This window comes from Methylobacterium sp. BE186 (assembly GCF_031457035.1).
Classification (GTDB): Bacteria; Pseudomonadota; Alphaproteobacteria; order Rhizobiales; family Beijerinckiaceae; genus Methylobacterium; species Methylobacterium segetis.
On sequence record NZ_JAVDVV010000035.1, the window covers coordinates 1 to 16,436 of the forward strand.

16 protein-coding genes and 1 tRNA gene are annotated in these 16,436 nt (G+C 70.8%); 8 read left to right on the forward strand and 9 right to left on the reverse strand.

The window, feature by feature from the left end:
• Positions 1-362: 362 nt before the first annotated feature.
• Positions 363-1,769 carry a bifunctional UDP-N-acetylglucosamine diphosphorylase/glucosamine-1-phosphate N-acetyltransferase GlmU gene (gene glmU, locus J2X36_RS24185; RefSeq protein WP_310354478.1) on the reverse strand — a complete coding sequence of 469 codons (1,407 nt, stop codon included), beginning with the start codon at positions 1,767-1,769 and terminating at the stop codon, positions 363-365.
• A 239-nt stretch (positions 1,770-2,008) separates the two neighbouring features.
• Here glmU and J2X36_RS24190 point away from each other — a divergent pair, with 239 nt between their 5' ends.
• The 3 genes from J2X36_RS24190 (at position 2,009) to J2X36_RS24200 (ending at position 5,956) form a co-directional block, all read left to right on the forward strand.
• Positions 2,009-3,610, forward strand: coding sequence for a glucan biosynthesis protein D (locus J2X36_RS24190; RefSeq protein ID WP_310354480.1), 1,602 nt, complete (start codon positions 2,009-2,011; stop codon positions 3,608-3,610).
• An 11-nt stretch (positions 3,611-3,621) separates the two neighbouring features.
• Positions 3,622-5,787 carry a glucans biosynthesis glucosyltransferase MdoH gene (gene mdoH / locus J2X36_RS24195; protein ID WP_132256083.1) on the forward strand — a complete coding sequence of 722 codons (2,166 nt, stop codon included), beginning with the start codon at positions 3,622-3,624 and terminating at the stop codon, positions 5,785-5,787.
• A 79-nt stretch (positions 5,788-5,866) separates the two neighbouring features.
• Positions 5,867-5,956, forward strand: a tRNA-Ser gene (locus J2X36_RS24200).
• 363 nt (positions 5,957-6,319) lie between these two features.
• On the opposite strand, the gene J2X36_RS24205 is transcribed toward J2X36_RS24200, so the two are convergent.
• Entirely contained in the window at positions 6,320-7,300 is a 981-nt protein-coding gene (locus J2X36_RS24205; RefSeq protein ID WP_310354482.1) for a quinone oxidoreductase, read from the reverse strand.
• A gap of 80 nt (positions 7,301-7,380) precedes the next feature.
• Here J2X36_RS24205 and J2X36_RS24210 point away from each other — a divergent pair, with 80 nt between their 5' ends.
• Together J2X36_RS24210 and J2X36_RS24215 are read left to right on the forward strand one after the other, a co-directional pair.
• Positions 7,381-7,791 carry a helix-turn-helix transcriptional regulator gene (locus tag J2X36_RS24210; protein WP_132254386.1) on the forward strand — a complete coding sequence of 137 codons (411 nt, stop codon included), beginning with the start codon at positions 7,381-7,383 and terminating at the stop codon, positions 7,789-7,791.
• Between the two features lie 193 nt (positions 7,792-7,984).
• Entirely contained in the window at positions 7,985-8,131 is a 147-nt protein-coding gene (locus J2X36_RS24215) for a hypothetical protein (RefSeq protein WP_310354485.1), read from the forward strand.
• A 43-nt stretch (positions 8,132-8,174) separates the two neighbouring features.
• Here the strand turns inward: J2X36_RS24215 and J2X36_RS24220 are convergent, their stop codons facing one another.
• Together J2X36_RS24220 and J2X36_RS24225 are read right to left on the reverse strand one after the other, a co-directional pair.
• The gene (locus tag J2X36_RS24220; RefSeq protein ID WP_310354486.1) at positions 8,175-9,221 is read right to left on the reverse strand and encodes a matrixin family metalloprotease; all 1,047 of its coding nucleotides are present in this window, start codon (positions 9,219-9,221) and stop codon (positions 8,175-8,177) included.
• A 200-nt stretch (positions 9,222-9,421) separates the two neighbouring features.
• On the reverse strand, positions 9,422-9,706 hold the full coding sequence (locus J2X36_RS24225) for a DUF6894 family protein (protein WP_165937858.1): 285 nt from the start codon (positions 9,704-9,706) through the stop codon (positions 9,422-9,424).
• 248 nt (positions 9,707-9,954) lie between these two features.
• Between J2X36_RS24225 and J2X36_RS24230 the strand changes: the two genes are divergently transcribed.
• A complete protein-coding gene (locus J2X36_RS24230) occupies positions 9,955-10,086 on the forward strand; it encodes a hypothetical protein (protein ID WP_310354488.1) in 132 nt (43 codons plus the stop codon).
• A gap of 175 nt (positions 10,087-10,261) precedes the next feature.
• On the opposite strand, the gene J2X36_RS24235 is transcribed toward J2X36_RS24230, so the two are convergent.
• The 3 genes from J2X36_RS24235 to J2X36_RS24245 form a co-directional block, all read right to left on the reverse strand.
• On the reverse strand, positions 10,262-12,499 hold the full coding sequence (locus J2X36_RS24235) for a TonB-dependent siderophore receptor (RefSeq protein WP_310354489.1): 2,238 nt from the start codon (positions 12,497-12,499) through the stop codon (positions 10,262-10,264).
• Between the two features lie 606 nt (positions 12,500-13,105).
• Complete coding sequence (locus J2X36_RS24240; RefSeq protein WP_310354490.1) at positions 13,106-13,711, reverse strand: nucleotidyltransferase domain-containing protein; 606 nt, start codon at positions 13,709-13,711, stop codon at positions 13,106-13,108.
• A gap of 231 nt (positions 13,712-13,942) precedes the next feature.
• On the reverse strand, positions 13,943-14,125 hold the full coding sequence (locus tag J2X36_RS24245) for a hypothetical protein (RefSeq protein WP_132254390.1): 183 nt from the start codon (positions 14,123-14,125) through the stop codon (positions 13,943-13,945).
• A gap of 549 nt (positions 14,126-14,674) precedes the next feature.
• Here J2X36_RS24245 and J2X36_RS24250 point away from each other — a divergent pair.
• Positions 14,675-14,881 carry a hypothetical protein gene (locus J2X36_RS24250; RefSeq protein WP_132254391.1) on the forward strand — a complete coding sequence of 69 codons (207 nt, stop codon included), beginning with the start codon at positions 14,675-14,677 and terminating at the stop codon, positions 14,879-14,881.
• Between the two features lie 76 nt (positions 14,882-14,957).
• Here the strand turns inward: J2X36_RS24250 and J2X36_RS24255 are convergent, their stop codons facing one another.
• Positions 14,958-15,281 carry a YnfA family protein gene (locus tag J2X36_RS24255; RefSeq protein WP_310354544.1) on the reverse strand — a complete coding sequence of 108 codons (324 nt, stop codon included), beginning with the start codon at positions 15,279-15,281 and terminating at the stop codon, positions 14,958-14,960.
• A gap of 99 nt (positions 15,282-15,380) precedes the next feature.
• A complete protein-coding gene (locus J2X36_RS24260) occupies positions 15,381-15,926 on the reverse strand; it encodes a thermonuclease family protein (protein WP_310354491.1) in 546 nt (181 codons plus the stop codon).
• 261 nt (positions 15,927-16,187) lie between these two features.
• On the opposite strand from J2X36_RS24260, the gene J2X36_RS24265 reads away from it, so the two are divergent.
• Positions 16,188-16,430 (forward strand): DUF6894 family protein, encoded by a 243-nt coding sequence (locus tag J2X36_RS24265; RefSeq protein ID WP_310354493.1) that lies wholly within the window; start codon positions 16,188-16,190, stop codon positions 16,428-16,430.
• The last annotated feature ends 6 nt before the right edge of the window (positions 16,431-16,436 follow it).

The window sequence follows — 16,436 nt, forward strand, 5'->3', positions numbered from 1 at the left end:
CGTGCTCGAGGGTTGCGATGCCGGCCGAGTCGTAGCCGCGGTATTCGAGGCGGCGCAGCGCCTCGATGACCTGGCCTGCCACCGCGTCGCGCCCGACGATGCCTACGATGCCGCACATGGTCGTATCTTCTGCCTCGATGATGCCGATGGCGTCCCGGTCCGGCCGGAACGCCCTGCGCGCGGCTCGACACCCGCAAGGGTTGTGCCCGGCCGCGCTTGCCTGAAAGCGTCGCCCTTGTACCGGATCGGGACGGCGCCATGCCAGCCCCGAGGCCGGTTTCGGGCGCGGATTGCTGCGAAAGCCTTGAGAGGGTCTCGCAGGATCCCGCCGCAAGTCAGTGGCAGAACTCGGATTTTCGGGCTCAGCCCTTGCGCGCGCGCGCCTCTTTCTCCGCCCGCATCGCCGCGCGTTTCGGCTCGGCCCAGCCCTCCTTCACCGCCTGCCGCCCGCGGGCGACGGCCAGCGCGTCGGCCGGCACGTCGTCGGTGATGACCGATCCCGTGGCGACGTAGGCGCCGGCCCCGATGCTCACGGGGGCGACGAGGGCCGAGTTCGAGCCGATGAAGGCGCCCGCCCCGATCGCGGTGCGGTGCTTGTTCACGCCGTCGTAATTGCAGGTGATGGTGCCCGCCCCGACATTGGCGCCCTCGCCGATCTCGGCATCGCCGAGATAGGTCAGGTGGTTGGCCTTGGCGCCGGCCCGGAGCGTCGCGTTCTTGACCTCGACGAAATTGCCGATGCGCGCGCCCGTCTCCAGCAGGGCGCCGGGGCGCAGGCGCGCGTAGGGGCCGATGCTGACCCCCTCCTCCAGGCGCGCGCCCTCGAGATGCGAGAAGGCGTGGACGACCGAGCCGTCGCCGACCGCGACGCCGGGGCCGAACACGACGTGGGGCTCCACCACCACGTCGCGGCCGAGCACCGTGTCGGCGCTGAGGAAGACGGTCTCGGGGGCGATCAGGGTCGCGCCGCCGAGCTGGGCGGCCCGGCGCAGCCGCGCCTGGATCGCGGCCTCGGCGACGCCGAGCTGGACCCGGTCGTTGACCCCCTGCGCCTCCGCCTCCTCCACGGAGACGACGGCCACGGGCAGGCCGTCGGCCACCGCCAGCGCCACCGCGTCGGGCAGGTAGTACTCGCCGGCCGCGTTGTCGTTGCCGATCCGCTCCAGGAGCGGGAGGGCGTGGGCGCCCGCGAGCGCCATCAGCCCGGCATTGCACAGGCGCACCCGGCGCTCGGCCTCGCTCGCATCCTTCTCCTCGCGGATGGCGAGCACCCGCTCGCCCTCCGTCAGGACGCGCCCGTAGCCCGCCGGCTCCGCGGCCTCGAAGGCGAGCACCGCCACGGCCGCGCCCTCGGCGAGGGGCGCGCGCAGGCGCCGGAGCGTCTCGCTGGAGATGAGCGGCGTGTCCCCGAAGGCCACCACGATGTCGTCGTCGCCCTCGGCGAGCGCCGCGCGGGCGGCGAGCACCGCGTGCGCCGTGCCGAGGCGCTCGGCCTGCGGGTAGAGGCGCGCGCCCGGCGCCGCCGCGGCGGCCTCGCGGGCGACGTCCTCGCGCCCCGGCTCCGCCACCACGGCGATGCGGGTGGCGCCCGCCTCCTGCGCCGCGGCCAGCACGTGGCCGAGCATGCTGCGCCCGGCGATCCGGTGCAGCACCTTCGGCAGGTCGGAACGCATCCGCGTGCCCTTGCCCGCCGCGAGCACGATCGCCGTGAGGCTGCGCCGGCCGGAGGCCGTGTCGGACCGGCCGGAGGCCGTGTCGGATGTCGTCATCGGTCGGAACCCCGGATCTGCCTGCTGCGCGCAGGGCGCTTCACGCTCCGGCTTAGCCGATCGGCAGGGCTGCGCAAAACCCGCCCGCAGGGAGCAGTGCGACTTCTGATGGAGTAGATCGGAAGTATCTTAACCTTCAGTTCAGGCGCCGGCGTGGTAGACGAAATCTCGCCCGCTGCGGCGCACACAAACTGCGATGACCCCTGCCCATTCCCCGCCGTTGCGTGCATGAAGACGGTATGACGCTGCCCACAGACGGTCGCCCCGGCCTCGCCCCCTGCCCCCGCGAGCACCCCCCGTCGCCCGCCCGGGACCGCTCCCGCCGCGACCTCCTGCGCCATGCGGCGGGGGGGCTTGCCGGCCTGCTCGCCGGCGCCGCCCACGCCGCGGAGGGCGCGCCCGCCCTGCCCCCGGCCGGCGCCCGCTTCGAGCCGGGCACCGTCGTCGAGATCGCCCGGGCGCTCGCCAAGGCCCCCTACGCCGCCCCGCGCACCGACGACCTGCCCGCCTCGCTGCGCAACCTCGGCCGCGAGCAGTACAACGCCATCGCCACCGCGCCCGGCCGCGCCCTCTGGGCCGAGGCGGGCCTCCGCTTCACGGTGGAGCCGCTGCACCGGGGCTCGATCTTCACCGACCGGGTCAGCCTCGCCCTGGTCGAGGACGGCACGGTGCGGCCCGTCCCCTACGACCGTTCCCTGTTCGCGACCGGCGGCTTCGTGCTGCCCGAGTTCCCGGAGGATCCGGGCTATTCGGGCTTCCGCCTGCGGGCCCGCTTCGGCGGGGGCGAACTCTCCGATTTCGCGCTGTTCCAGGGCGCCTCGTTCTTCCGCCTGCTCGCGGCGGGCCAGGGCTTCGGCGTCACGGCCCGGGCGCTGACGCTGCGCCCGGCCGATTCCCGCGGCGAGGAATTCCCGCGCTTCCGCGCCTTCTGGATCGAGCGGCCGGGGCCGGGGGAGGACCGGCTCGTCGTCCACGCGCTGATCGATTCCGAATCCGCTTCCGGCGCCCTGCGCCTGAGCCTGCGCCCGGGCGAGGCCTCGATCGCCGACATCGAGGGCACCGTCTTCCCGCGCGTGACCATCGACCATCTCGGGCTCGGCGGCATGCAGGCGACCTACCTGTTCGGCCCCCACGACCGGCGCGGCAACGACGACGCCCGCGCCGGAGCCTACGCGGCGGGCGGCCTGCAGATCCGCAACGGCGCCGAGGAGGCGATCTGGCGGCCGGTGCACAACCCGGACACCCTGCAGATCTCCTCCTTCCTCGACGCCGACCCGAAGGGGTTCGGCCTGATGCAGCGGGCGCGCGACTACGCGGATTTCGAGGACGACGTGCAGCATTGGGAGGGGCGCCCCTCCCTCTGGCTGGAGCCGCTGGGCTCCTGGGGCGAGGGCGCGGTGACGCTCCTCGAGATCCCGAGCGATTCCGAGTTCAACGAGAACATCCTCGCCTATTGGCGGCCCAGGACCGCGCTCGCGGCGGGCGCCGAGACGCGCTTCGCCTACCGCCAGTTCTGGTGCTGGGAGCCGCCGGAGCGCCCGCCGGTCGCCCGGGTGACCGGCACCCGGAGCGGGCGCGGCAGCGGCGGCAACCGCCGGCTCTTCCTCGTGGACTTCACGGGCGAGGCCTTCGCGCGGCCCGGCCCCGAGACCGAGACCGCGCTGACGGCGAGCCCGGGCACCATCGCCCGGCAGGCGCTCTACGCCTATCCCGAGCGCAAGACGGTGCGGGTCGCCTTCGAACTCGATCCCGGCGGCGAGCGGGCCTGCGAGCTGCGCCTCGCCCTGCGCCGGGACGGGCGGGCGATCACCGAGACCTGGCTCTACCGCTGGACGCCGTGAGAGGCAGCCCCATGGACCGAACCGCCACCCTCGACGCCCCGTCGCCCCCGGAGGCTCCTGCCCCGGAGGAGGCCGGCTTCGCGCCCGCGATGCCGCCGGAGGCGCCGCTTCCGATGCCGGTGCAGGATCTCGCGCGCTGGAGCCCGGACCAGGGCCACCGGCCGGGCCGGCCCCTCCGGACGCCCTGGGGCGCGCGCCTCTTCGTGTTCGGGGGCGCGGTTGCGCTCACCGCCTACGGCGCCCTGCAGATGTACGAGACCATCGCGGTCTCGGGCAGCCCGACGGCGCTGCAATGGGCCTTGCTCGTCCTGTTCGTGCTCAACTTCTCCTGGATCGCCCTCGCCTTCACCGGCGCGATCCTCGGCTTCGTCACGCTCCTGCGCCGCCCGCGCCTGCCCGCGCGGCCGGCCGCGCTCGCGACCCGCACGGCGGTCCTGATGCCCGTCTACAACGAGGCCACCGCCCGCACCTTCGCGGGGCTCGAGGCGATGCGCGAATCCGTCGAGGCGACGGGGCTCGGCCGGCACTTCGACTGGTTCGTGCTCTCGGACTCGACGCAGGCCGACGCCTGGATCGCCGAGGAGCGCGCCTTCCTCGACCTGCGGGCCCGCCTCGGGCGCGAGGCCCGGATCTTCTACCGGCACCGGCCGAAGAACCACCACCGCAAGGCCGGCAACATCGGCGATTTCGTGAGCCGCTGGGGCGGGCATTACGACCACATGCTGGTGCTCGACGCCGACAGCCTGATGACGGGCGACAGCGTGGTGCGGCTCGCGAGCGCCATGGAGGCGGACCCGGATGCCGGCATCATCCAGAGCCTGCCGCTCATCATCAACCGCAACACGCTGTTTGCCCGCGTCCAGCAATTCGCCGCGCGCATCTACGGGCCCGTGATCGCGACGGGCTTGAGCGTGTGGTCGGGCCGCGACGGCAATTACTGGGGCCACAACGCGATCATCCGCACCCGCGCCTTCGCGCAGGCCTGCGGCCTGCCGGACCTGCCCGGCCGCCCGCCCTTCGGCGGCCACGTGCTGAGCCACGATTTCGTGGAGGCGGCCCTGATCCGCCGCGCCGGCTGGGCGGTCACCATGCTGCCGACGCTCTCCGGCTCCTACGAGGAGAGCCCGCCCTCCCTGATCGACGTGGCGGTGCGCGACCGGCGCTGGGCGCAGGGCAACCTGCAGCACGGCCGCATCATCGGCGCGGCGGGCCTCGCCCTCGCCTCCCGCCAGCACTTCGCCACCGGCATCGCGGGCTACGTCGCCTCCCCGCTCTGGCTGGCGCAGCTCGTCGTCGGCATCGCCCTCGTGCTGCAGACGGCCTATGTGCGGCCCGAATACTTCACGAGCGAGTTCGGGCTCTACGCGGTCTTCCCGCGCTTCGACCCGGTGCGCGCGCTCAAGCTCTTCGGCCTCACCATGGGCATCCTGCTCGCCCCGAAGGTCCTCGGCCTGATCCTCGCCCTGATCGACGGGCCGGTGCGGCGGGCCTGCGGCGGCACGATCCGGCTCCTCGCCTCGAGCCTCATCGAGATCCTGCTCTCGGCCCTGATCGCCCCGATCGCGATGCTGATCCAGTCGGGCTCGGTGTTCCAGATCCTGGCCGGGCGCGACACGGGCTGGAACCCGCAGCGGCGGGACGACGGCTCGATTCCCTTCCGCGACATCGTGCGCCGCCACCGCTGGCACACGGCGCTCGGGCTGATCACGGGGGTGGCGGCCTTCGCCATCGCCACCTCCCTGTTCCTCTGGATGTCGCCGACGATCCTCGGCCTCGTCCTGGCGATCCCGATCTCCTGGGCGAGCGGCCAGCTCGGCCTCGGCCTCGCCCTGCGCCGGGCCGGCCTCCTGATGACCCCGGAGGAGCGCGAGCCGCCCGCGATCGCCCAGGCCGCCGGCGCCCTCGCGGACCGCAACGCCGCCCGCGGCTTCGACGAGGCGGATTCCCTGCGCGCGCTCCATTCCGAGCCCGCCCTCGCCCGGGCACACGTCGCGATGCTGCCCGCGGGCGAACCGCGCCCGCGCGGGCGCATCGACCCGGAGCGGACGCTCGCCCAGGCGAAGGTGGTCGAGGCCGAGACCCTCGCCGAGGCCGCGGGCTGGCTGACCCCGAAGGAGCGCATGGCCCTCCTCCACGACCGCGCCCTCCTCGACCGGCTCGGACGCCTCGACCCCTGAGGCCGATGTTTTCGATGTCGCCCGCGGGCGTTCTCCGCTATCAAGCGCGGGGACTCGCCCCCGCCCGGGCGGGCACCGGGGAAGGGTGGCCGAGTGGTTTAAGGCAGCGGTCTTGAAAACCGCCGTGGGGGCAACTCCACCGTGGGTTCGAATCCCACCCCTTCCGCCAGCCCGGCTCCGCAGCCTCGATGTCCGGGTCGTTCGATGGCCCGCAGAGTGAAATCCGTCAGGCTGCCGCGCCGAACAGGTCGGGGCCGGGCGAGGCTGACGGATCAGGCGCTCGGTTGCAGGAAGGTCGAGTGCGGGCCCGGCGTCGGGCTCGGGCCGGACCATGCCCCGGCCGTGCACCGAGGCAGCTGCCCTCGACCCGCCGGCCGCTCTTCGGACGCGACACGATCAGCCTTCGCCGGCGCGGACTCGTTCGGGCATTCCGAGGCGCGTCCATCCGCGATTCCGGGGCCGGGGTCGCGGGCCGTCGCAATCACAGACCCGCTCCCGAGCCTCGGGCGGACAACCTCCGGAGCGACGACGGCTAGGGCGTGATGAGCATCGCGCCGCCGAACCGGCGCTCTTCCGCCGCGACGTGGACATCCGCGATCGCGTCCAGCGGGAACCGCGCGCCGATATCGACCGTCACATGGCCGGCGGCGATCGCGTCGAACAGGTCGGCGGCGTTGGCACGGAACGTCGCCGCGTCGGCATTGTGCGGGAAGACGGAGGGCCGGGTCAGGAACAGGCAGCCCTTCTTGTTGAGAAGCTCGGGCTCGATGGCCGGGGCCTTGCCGGAGGAGGCGCCGTAGCTGACGACGAGGCCGAACGGTGCCGCGCAATCGAGCGACCTGACCAGGGTGTCCTTGCCGATCGCGTCGTAGACGACGCGGGCCTTGCGGCCCCCCGTTGCCTTCAGGAAGACCTGCGGCCAGTCCGGATCGTTGAGGTCGATCACCTCCGCGCAGCCGGCGGCGAGCGCGGCGTCGCGCTTCCGCGGCGAGCCCGTCGTGCCGACGACGGTGGCACCGAGCGCCGTTGCCCAGCGCGTGAGGATCTGCCCGACGCCGCCCGCGGCGGAATGGACGAGCAGGAGGTCGCCCGCCTGCACGGGATGCGTCTTGCGCAGCAGGTACTGCGCCGTCATGCCCTTGAAGAGCAGCGTCGCGGCCGCCTCGTCCGTGACCGTGTCCGGCAGGGTGACGAGCTTCTCCGCGGGGACGTTGCGCCGGTCCGCGTAGGCCCCGACGCCGGCGTTCATGTAGGCGACCCGGTCCCCGACCGCGATGCCGGCGACACCGGGGCCGAGCGCCTCGACCACCCCTGCCGCCTCGAAGCCGAGGCCCGTCGGCAGGGGGAGCGGATAAATCCCCGTCCGCTGATAGATGTCGATGAAGTTGAAGCCGATGGCGGTCTGGCGGATCTGCACCTCGCCCGGCATCGGCGGCGGGAGGTCCTCCGTCGCGACCGACAGGACCTGCGGAGGGCCGAATTCTGTGAGGAGGGCGACGCGTCTTGTCGTCATGCGAGTTCCGGCTCCCGGGAGGGCCGCGCCATCACACACGATCTCAGGTACGATGCAAGCCATACCTTTCGAGACGCGCCATGCCCGATGAGTTCGGCCATCCCGCCCCGGACGAGATGGATCTGGGGACGATCTTCGCCGCGCTCGCCGACCCGCTGCGCCGCCAGGTCGTGCTGACGCTCGCTGCCAGCCCCGACGCGGTCCGCCATTGCAGCTCGTTCGATCTGCCGGTCAGCAAGGCCACCCGCACGCACCATTTCCGCGTGCTGCGGGAGGCGGGTCTCATCCATCAGGTCGATCAGGGGAACAGCCGCAGCAACCGGCTGCGCGTCGCCGAGCTGCGGCAGCGATTTCCGGCGCTCGTCGACCTTCTGCTCACGGAAGCCCGGTCGCGGATATCCCCATCCGGGGATCCCGGGTCAATGCGCCTTGCCCGAGCCGAGGGGGCCCTGCTCCCGGATGGCGAGCAGCGCTTGCCGGAACCACCCTGAAGGCCCGCCTTGGGGTCCGGCGCCGCTCAAGGCGTGGGAGACCCCTCCTCCTCGGCGGCTGCGCCGACTTGCTCGGCCGGCCCTTGCCGCGGATCCGCAACCGATGCGTGAAACGGAATCGGGTCGCCGGGACTTAAGCGTTCGGGAGCCGGCCGATCCCGCGTCGCGCTCCGAGAGCGGATGGGAGGCGAGCATGTCCCTGGTGCTGTTCCTGGTCTTCGTCGGACCCTACCTCGCCCTGGCCGTGTGGAACGTGATGGCCATGCGCGGCGACCGGGGCTTGCGCCCCGCGGTGGCCCCGGCCTCGCCGGGTCCCGCACGGCCCGGCGACGGGATCTGATCCCGCGCCGGGGTCCGGCGTCCCGCGCTGCGCCCGGCCCGGCTCAGGCGAAGAGCATGCCGTCGCCGGGGACGTGCACGGTGAAGGCTTGGCCCTCGTCGACCCAGCCGGGGCCGGCCGCGCCGTGGTTGATGGCGTTCGCCTCCGCGGCGTTCGCCGCGTAATGGTGCAGCCCCGTCTGGGTGTTGTAGAAGCGCTCGAGCGTGACCCCGCCCGGCCCCGCCGCGGCCGCGTTCGCGTAGGCCTCGAAGGCGACGCCCTCGTAATGGTAGGTCGGCAGGGTCTTGAGGATCGTGTCGCGCTCGCCCGCATCCGTCGTGAAGAAGTGCTGGCCGGTCTTCGTGTCGTAGAAGCGGAACACGTCGATCGTGTTCGGCCCGTCCTGCGGGGTCGCCCAGCCGACACCCTCGTACTGGTAGCTCGGCAGCGTCTTCTGGATCTGGACCTTCTCGGCCGTGCTCGTGGTGTAGAAATGGTCGCCCGTGGACGTGTCGTAGAAGCGGTAGACCGCCGTCACCCCGGACGCGTCGACCTTCGGGGCCGGGGCGGGGGTCGGGGCCACCGCCACGGGGGCGGAGCCGGGGGCCGCTCCGTAGAGGGCCTGGATGCCCGCGATGTCGCCCGCCATCAGGCCCGTGATGGAGGGGCTGATGATCGAGTTCATCACCTCCGGCTTGCCGTTGTAATGGTCGAGCCCCAGCGCGTGGCCGATCTCGTGCAGGGCCACGAGGAAGAAGTCGACGCCCTGGTTGCTGACGACCTTGCTGCCCGCGGCGTGCCAGCCTTCCGCGGAATCGAAGGTGACGGTGGCCGCGCTCATGCGCTGGCCCGAGAAGGCGTAGTTCGCGTAGCCCAGCGTGTTGCCGATCCCGTCGATGAGGCCCTGCGTCAGGTCGATGCTGGCGGAGGCGGTCGAGGAGACCTGCTGGAAGCTGATATTGGCGACGCTCGACCACGTGGCGAAGGCGGACTGGATGATGCCGGCGAAGGCCGCCGGCAGCGCGGCGTCGATCGCCCAGGTGACCGTGCCGCCGCTGGTTCCCCGCGCGCCCGCGCCCCAGCGCGGACCCTCAAGCACGTAGTCGGCCATGCGTTTCCCCTCCGATGGAAATCGTAGCTTGGCCATTGAGACACTAAAGGCGTCCTAATTGGGGCACGCCAGGCACACGATGCTTGCGAGGTATTGCGGCTTACAAAGGGTAAAAACACCCGTACTGGTTGATACGATATGAAAATTATCGCCCATCTTCGCGCGATCGCAGGAATTCGGTCGGTGCATCCCGGGCCGGCTCAAGCCTCCGTGAAGAAGACGAACACCTCGCCGGCATCCATCATCAGCTGCGTGAGGGCGAGGTAGATCAGGATCGGCAGCTTCCGCAGGGCCGCGCCGCCCTCGTCGCGAATCAGCAGGCTCCAGCCCTCGTCGAACTCGGACGCCTCCCCGCTCCGGCGCATCTCCTGCAAGGCCGCCTCCGCCTCCTCCAGCGCCTCGTCGAGGTCGGCCGCCTCGATGCCCGTGTCGTCCGGGATGACCCGCTCCCGACACACGAGGTCGAAGTAGAAGCGCTTCAGCACGGTCCCGCTCCCCCTGACGGTCAACGATCACTCGCGGCGGATCCGCCAGCCTGAGGTGGGTCATCGACGTTTTATCAATCGTTTAGATTAATTTCATCCTAACGTAATTGAGTGGATTATATACCTTTATTGCGCGTCTGTTTTATGATTTCAGTCCAGTCTCGAGCGCAGACGGATTAAGAGGCAAGCTCTTCAGCCGTAACACCTGCTGCCGGCGCACGCGCGCGGCGCGTATCGACGGGGCCGGGATGATGGGCGGGGCTGACGGTTCGACGAGCGACGGACGGGACGAGTCGGCCGCGCGCCGCGAGCGGGTGAGGGCCCATATCCGCACGGTCCTGCGCCGGCTGAGCGCGCTCGGAGGGGCGGCGAAGCCCTGAGAGAGGCGCCGGCCGAGGCTCGCGCGGCCTTACCGCTGTCCTTGCCGACGCCGGCGGCGATTCCGCGCGGCCGAGCTCGTGCGCGCGCCGACCGGCGCACCGGATTCGGGCAGGGGCGCCTTCGTCCTGCGGAGGGGGCTGCGGGAGGGGCGCCGGCCCCTCCCCGCCCGCGCCTTCACCACTTGTAGCCGACGCTCGCCAGGATGCGGCGGCGACCGCCGTAGAAGCAGGCCGAGACCGTCGAGCAGGTGGAGACGTAGCGCTCGTCCGAGATGTTCCGGACGTTGAGCGCGAAGCGCCAGCCCTCCCAGTCGTAGTGGATGACCGCGTCGCCGACGATGTAGGGCGAGACCTTGAAGAGGTTCTGCGGATCGGCATAGGAGCCGCCGACGCCGCGCACGCCGCCGCCGAAGCCGAAGTTCCGCCACGCCCCGGTCTGGATCGTGTAGTCGAGGAAGATCGAGCCGAATTGCTGCGGCGTGGCCGCCGGTGTCCGGCCGATGATCGTCGGATCGGCATCCCGCGTGATCTGGAACTGGTAGGCGGTGTAGGCGCCGACGAGGCGCAGGCCCGGCATCAGGTTGGCCACCGCCTCGAGCTCGACGCCGCGGGAGCGGACCTCGCCGTTCTGGATGGTCTGCAGGACGTTGGCCGGGTTCGTCGTGAGCACGTTCTGCCGGGTGAGGTCGAACACGGCGGCGCCGACATAGCCGTCGAAGCCGATGGGCTGGTACTTGAAGCCGACCTCGACCTGTTCGCCGGTCTCGGGCCGCAGGATCTCGCCCGTCACGCCGTTGGTGCCGACGATCGGATTGAAGCTGCGGGCGTAGGAGACGTAGGGCGCAACGCCGAGGTCGCTCGTGTAGATGAGACCGACGCGGCCGCTGAAGGCGCTGATGTCGCGGTTCCCACTCGGCCCGAGGCGGTTGTCGTTGTCGGTGTTGACCCAGTCGTGGCGCCCGCTCAGCACCAGCGTCCAGGGGCCGAACTTGATCTGGTCCTGCAGGTAGAGGCCGACCTGGTTCTGGGTCAGGAAGTTGTTCTGGAACGGGCCGGTCGTGAAGGGCGCGTTCGGCGTGTAGACCGGGTTGATCAGGTTGAGCGAGGGGCCGAACCCGAAATCCTGCACGTTGTTGATGTCGTAGCGCCGGTACTCGACGCCGCCGAGCAGCGTGTGGTCGAGGAAGCCGGTGCGGAAGGGCGCGATCACCTGCGTGTCGAGGTCGGCCTGGGTCGCCGAGTTCTGCGCCAGGAAGTTGAAGCGGCTGAGATCGGCCGCCGCGGGCGTCGTCGCGTAGCCGCCGCCGAAGCGGGTGCGGTAATCGACGTCGACCTGCCCGTAGCGGGCGTTCTGGCGGACCACGATGTCGTTGTCGAAGCGGTGCTCGAACTCGTAGCCGATCAGCGCCTGGTCGCGGGTGAACTTGTCGATGCCCGGATCGCCCGTGAAGCGGCTCGTCGAGATGAAGCCGAAGGGCGCGCGCTGCACCGTGCCGACGTAGGGCAGGAAGTTCTGGCCCTTCGTGTCGTCGTGCCGGAACGAGCTCAGCACCGTGAAGGAGGTCGAGGCGTCCGGCCGCCAGGTCAGGGAGGGCGCGATGTAGAAGCTGTCGTCGTTCGTGTAGTCGACCTGCGTGCCGCCGCCGCGCGCGCGGCCGACCACCCGGTAGAAGAACTGGCCCTGGCCCTCGGTGGTCGCCACGGGGCCGCCGATGTCGAAGGCGCCGTAGGCGTTGCCGAACTCGTTGACGCCCGCCTCGACGTAGCGCAGCGGCACGAGCGGCGGGCGCTTGCTCACCGCGTTGACGATGCCGCTCGGGCCGGTGCCGCCGTAGAGGACCGAGGAGGGGCCGCGCAGGACCTCGATCCGCTCCAGGCCGAAGGGCTCCAGCTTCCAGGTGGCGTAGTTGGTCTCGAAGAGCTGCAGCCCGTCGAGGAACAGGCCGACCTCCTGGGCCGGGAAGCCGCGGATCAGGAACCAGTCGTTGCGGGTGTCCGAACCGAAGGTCGCGCCGAGCACGGGGGAGTATTGCAGGGCCTCCTGCAGGCTCACCGGCTTCTGGTCGTCGAGTTGCTGGCGGCCGATCACGGTGATCGCCTGCGGCGTCTCCAGGATCGGGGTGTTCGTCTTCGTGCCGGCCGTCGAGCGGTTGGCGACGTAGCCGTTGATCGGCCCCCGCGGGTCCTCGGGCAGGCCGACGCCGCGGCCGTTGCCGGCCCCCTCGACGCTCAGCTCCTCGAGTTGCGCGCTGGCGCCCGCCGCCGTGGGATTGGCGGCGCCCCGCCGCGGCTGGGTCGCCTCCTGCGCGGCCGCGCCCCCGCCGACGAGGGCCAGAACCGCGAGCGACGCTCCGGCCAGGGCGCGATGGCGCCGACGGGTCGACAGGGTCGGATGGGCGTGACGAATGGACATGATGACCCTGCCTCCAGACGCGCGCCCAAGCATGCGGGCGCGCAGGCGATCCCGTTCACCGCAGACCCCCCGGCCCCCGGCAGCACAATTTATAATGATGCTAAACTGATGATATTACAGCGTTTTAGCGGTTCACGCCTACGCTTCGGCCCCTCGGCTGACAAGGCAGCGCGGTCGGAATGAGGGGCGGTGTGATCCGGCCGCAACGGGCGCCCGGCCCTCGTCGCCGGGACACGGCGCTGCCGGACGGGCGCGACGCTGTCCGCCTGCCCGGTCGGACCCCGGCCGCGCCGTCCGGAGGGCCGCCCGGCGGATGATGGGGAGACCGCGCGAGGGGTCGAAATCTGACACTTGGTCCCCGCTCGCGAGGTCCGCTGAGGGTGGAAAGCGAAAGTTGACCAACCGTTCTCAAGCGGATGTTTCGCCTGCGCCGCGACCTAATCGCTAATTTTTCTCGACTCAATGCACAGCAACGGACACAGTAACAGACATCACTCTACGAACAAAACCAGCTCAATTACCACATCTGGGCTGGAGGATGATCAATAGAAGAAGGCAGTTATCAGATTCTGTTTTTTAGCTGTACCATGTATGATCTCACCAATGTCAGCTGATTGGCAATTTTTTGATCCACTCATGGCCAGGATGTAATTCGTTAAGCCAAGTCGTTAATTGCTCCTTTTCTTCCAGAGAAAGCTTTGGCCTAAGAAAATTGAAATCAATCTGATCTTTTTTCCTACAATGCTTGGCTTTGAAAAGCATGACGTTTATTGGCGCGAGGTATGGAATGCCCGTTTCGCTCACACGAACGGCATCGGAACGTGCCATCTGTATTGCCCGATCGCGCTTATAGATCCATAGGTCTGGCGTCCCTGGCTCCATCATCATGTCCACGCGCCAACAACCTTGTCGCATGTCTCCCCCCCAAAGCTGCCAGACGTCGCTTGGCAGGTTAGCGGCCGGGGGAAGATATTCGATGGTTCGGTCTTTTACGGTAAAAAATTCCAGCTCATGTAAAATGGCGCGGAAATGATCTGCATCATTGCGAATAACAACAAACTCTAAGTCTTCGTGCTCACGTGTTTGCTTGCCATGCCAAATGTCCAGAGCCCATCCGCCTGCGACGTACCAGGGGAGGGTTGCTTCTCGGAGACGCTGGCCAAGTTCGTGGGGAGACCACGCCTCCCAAGCTTCGTCGTCGAGAGGGCTCATTGAAATATCCGTCGGGAGCACTTGTGAAGAGCGAATCCTTGTAAGCGCCGTCGCGCCCTCGATGGAAGGTCTGTTTCCTTGAGGCAACATCCATAAGACGACCTGGAAAACTCCACGCGTTCGAGCCGTCGTTCCTTGTCCGCCAAGCGGCCGAAAAGCAGACCTTCCGAGGGTCGGCAAGGGGGCGAAGCAGCCGCTCGCGAATGGGTGCGGAGCGTCAGATTTGGACCACTAGAACGCGTCGAAATCGTCGGCGTCGTAGCGGTCGCGGGGAATCGCGGCGGGTGCGGGCTGTGGCAGGACGATATGCGCGTGCATGCGCGCCTGCGAGCGGGGCGGCTTCGTGAGCATCGTGGCCCAGAAGGCGCAGGCCGCCAGACCGGAAGCGATGACGAGCAGGTGAAGCGTGCGCATCCTGCGCCTCCGGTCCGGATCGCCCGCAACTATAGAGACATCCCGCTCGGAGGCCTGATCAAAGGGCCGGCAGCCAGAGCAAATATATCGCAAGGTCTGCCCATATTTTCAGGGACTTGGCGCTCCGGCGCGCTCCGGCCCGGCGCGGGCCCCGCTGTGACCGGGACCGCACCGAGCCCGCGAAGGCGGGGGCCGGGCGCTCCCGGGGTACAAGATCGGACAGACGCTCTCGGGAAAAGACCGTAGCCTTTCCCACATTGCGGCCTTCGGACCCTTCGGGCGGCCGAGGCGCGGGGACGGAGCGCGTCCCCGGTCCCGCGCGGGACCGGGGCGAGCGCCCGGGGGCGGGGTGGGGGCATGATTCCGAGGATGCGCGCCGTGGGGAGGGCCTGTCTCGCGCGCTTGCGCGCGATCCGGGTTCCCGCCCCAATCCCGCCCGCCGACCGGGCGCCCCACGACGAGCCTCCGCCCCGGCGCGGATCCTGGCCTGGATCCCGGCCCGAATCCGGCCCCGCCGGCACGGGGCAGCCGGAGCCCGATCCGCGCCCGATGCGGGCACGGCTCGTCGATGTCCTGCTCTTCCTCCTCGGGCAGACCCCCGATCCCACGCGGGCCGACTGGCTCGCCGCCCTCGACGACCTGTTCGGTGAACTCAGCGAGGGCGAGAAGCAGAGGCTCGCGGATGCGGGCATGGCCCTCCTCGGCGCCGCCGGGCCGCCGGCCGGGCGCCGGGAGCGGATCGTGGCCGCCGCCTGAACGGGACCGTGCCACGCGCGCCCTGCCCGCCGGGGCCGGCGCGGGACGCGCAGCGGCGCGCCGGCGGAGGATGGCCCTAGCCCCGCGGTCCCAGCAGGATCAGCGCCGCGCCCGCGAGGCAGACGATCCCGCCGGCAAGGTCCCAGCGGTCGGGCCGATGCCCCTCCGCGAGCCACAGCCACAGGATCGAGGCCGCGATGTAGACGCCGCCATAGGCCGCGTAGGCGCGGCCCGCCGCCTCCGCCTCGACGCGCGTCAGCAGGACGGCGAAGAGCGCCAGCGCGCAGAGGCCCGGCAGCAGCCACGCCGCCGAGCGGCCGAGCCGCAGCCAGGCCCAAAAGGCGAAGCAGCCCGCGATCTCGGCGAGGGCGGCGGCGGCGTAGGCGAGGAGCGAGGGCATAAGGAGCGAGGGCTGAGGAGCGAGGGCATGGCCCGCCATGGCACGGGCACCCGCCGAGCACCAGACGGATGCGGACCACCCTTCCGCCCGGGCCCGGCCTCACTCCGCGCGGACGCCCGCCGCCGCATCGGCCGAGAGGCGCGCCCGGCGCCACTCCGCCGGCTCCTCGAAGGTGCCGGCCCAGATGCCGCGGCGCTTCGCCCAGGCCTTGCTCTCGGCGCCCGCATAGGCCGCGGATTGGCGCCGGTCGGCCAGGGCATAGCCGTGCGCGGCCATCCAGGCGCTGAGATCCTCCTGCCCCAGCCGGCAGACGGAAGCCTTGCGGCCGCCCGCCTCCCTGTGGGGCTCGCAGGTCACCGTCGCGGAGCCGATCCGCTCGGCGAGGGCGTGGGCGGCGAGGCGCCCGCAGGTGTAGCTGCGGCCGGCGCTGGTCTCGCAGGTCTGCGCCGCCTCCGGCGCGTCGATCCCATAGAGGCGGATGCGGGTTCCGCGCACCTCGATCGTGTCGCCGTCGATGACGGTCGCCTGCCCGCTGATGGCCGGGCCGCCGGCGGCCTGGCCGGCCGGCGCCTCGGCCGCCGGCGCGGCGGCCGGGAGCAGGGCCGCGCCGCAGAGCAGGAGAGAGACGAGGGTCGCACGCAGCATGGTTCTCGGGCCTGGATTCGGGGTTCGTGACGGATCGGGTCGCGCGGGGGGCGATGCACGAACCGGGCTAGACCGACAATCGGCCGAAATCTCGGCACGCCCACCGCGTCGGGCACGGAGGCCGGGCCTCCGGAGCCATCCCCCCGTCGTGGCTCCGCCCCGGCGCTGCGTCACTTCGCACAGGCTCGCGGCCCTCGCCTTCGATGAGAACATAACTAGAACATTAACATCGAGGCGCGAGGGCGAAGGAGACGGGTTGAGATGGCGCGCTACCGCTTTCACTGCACGAACGGAACGGAATGCGTCTTCGACGCGCGCGGGGTGGTGGTGCGCCGTCCCGACGCCCTCGGGGCGCGGGCGCGCCGGGTCGCGGACGGGGTGATGCGCAGCCTCGGCCGCCGGGCCGACTGGGCGGAATGGCGCGTCACCGTGCACGACCTCACCGGCCGGCGGGTGCTGCTGCAGCGCTTCCCCACCTCGGGCGAGGCCGCGCGGGCGGCCTGAGCGGCC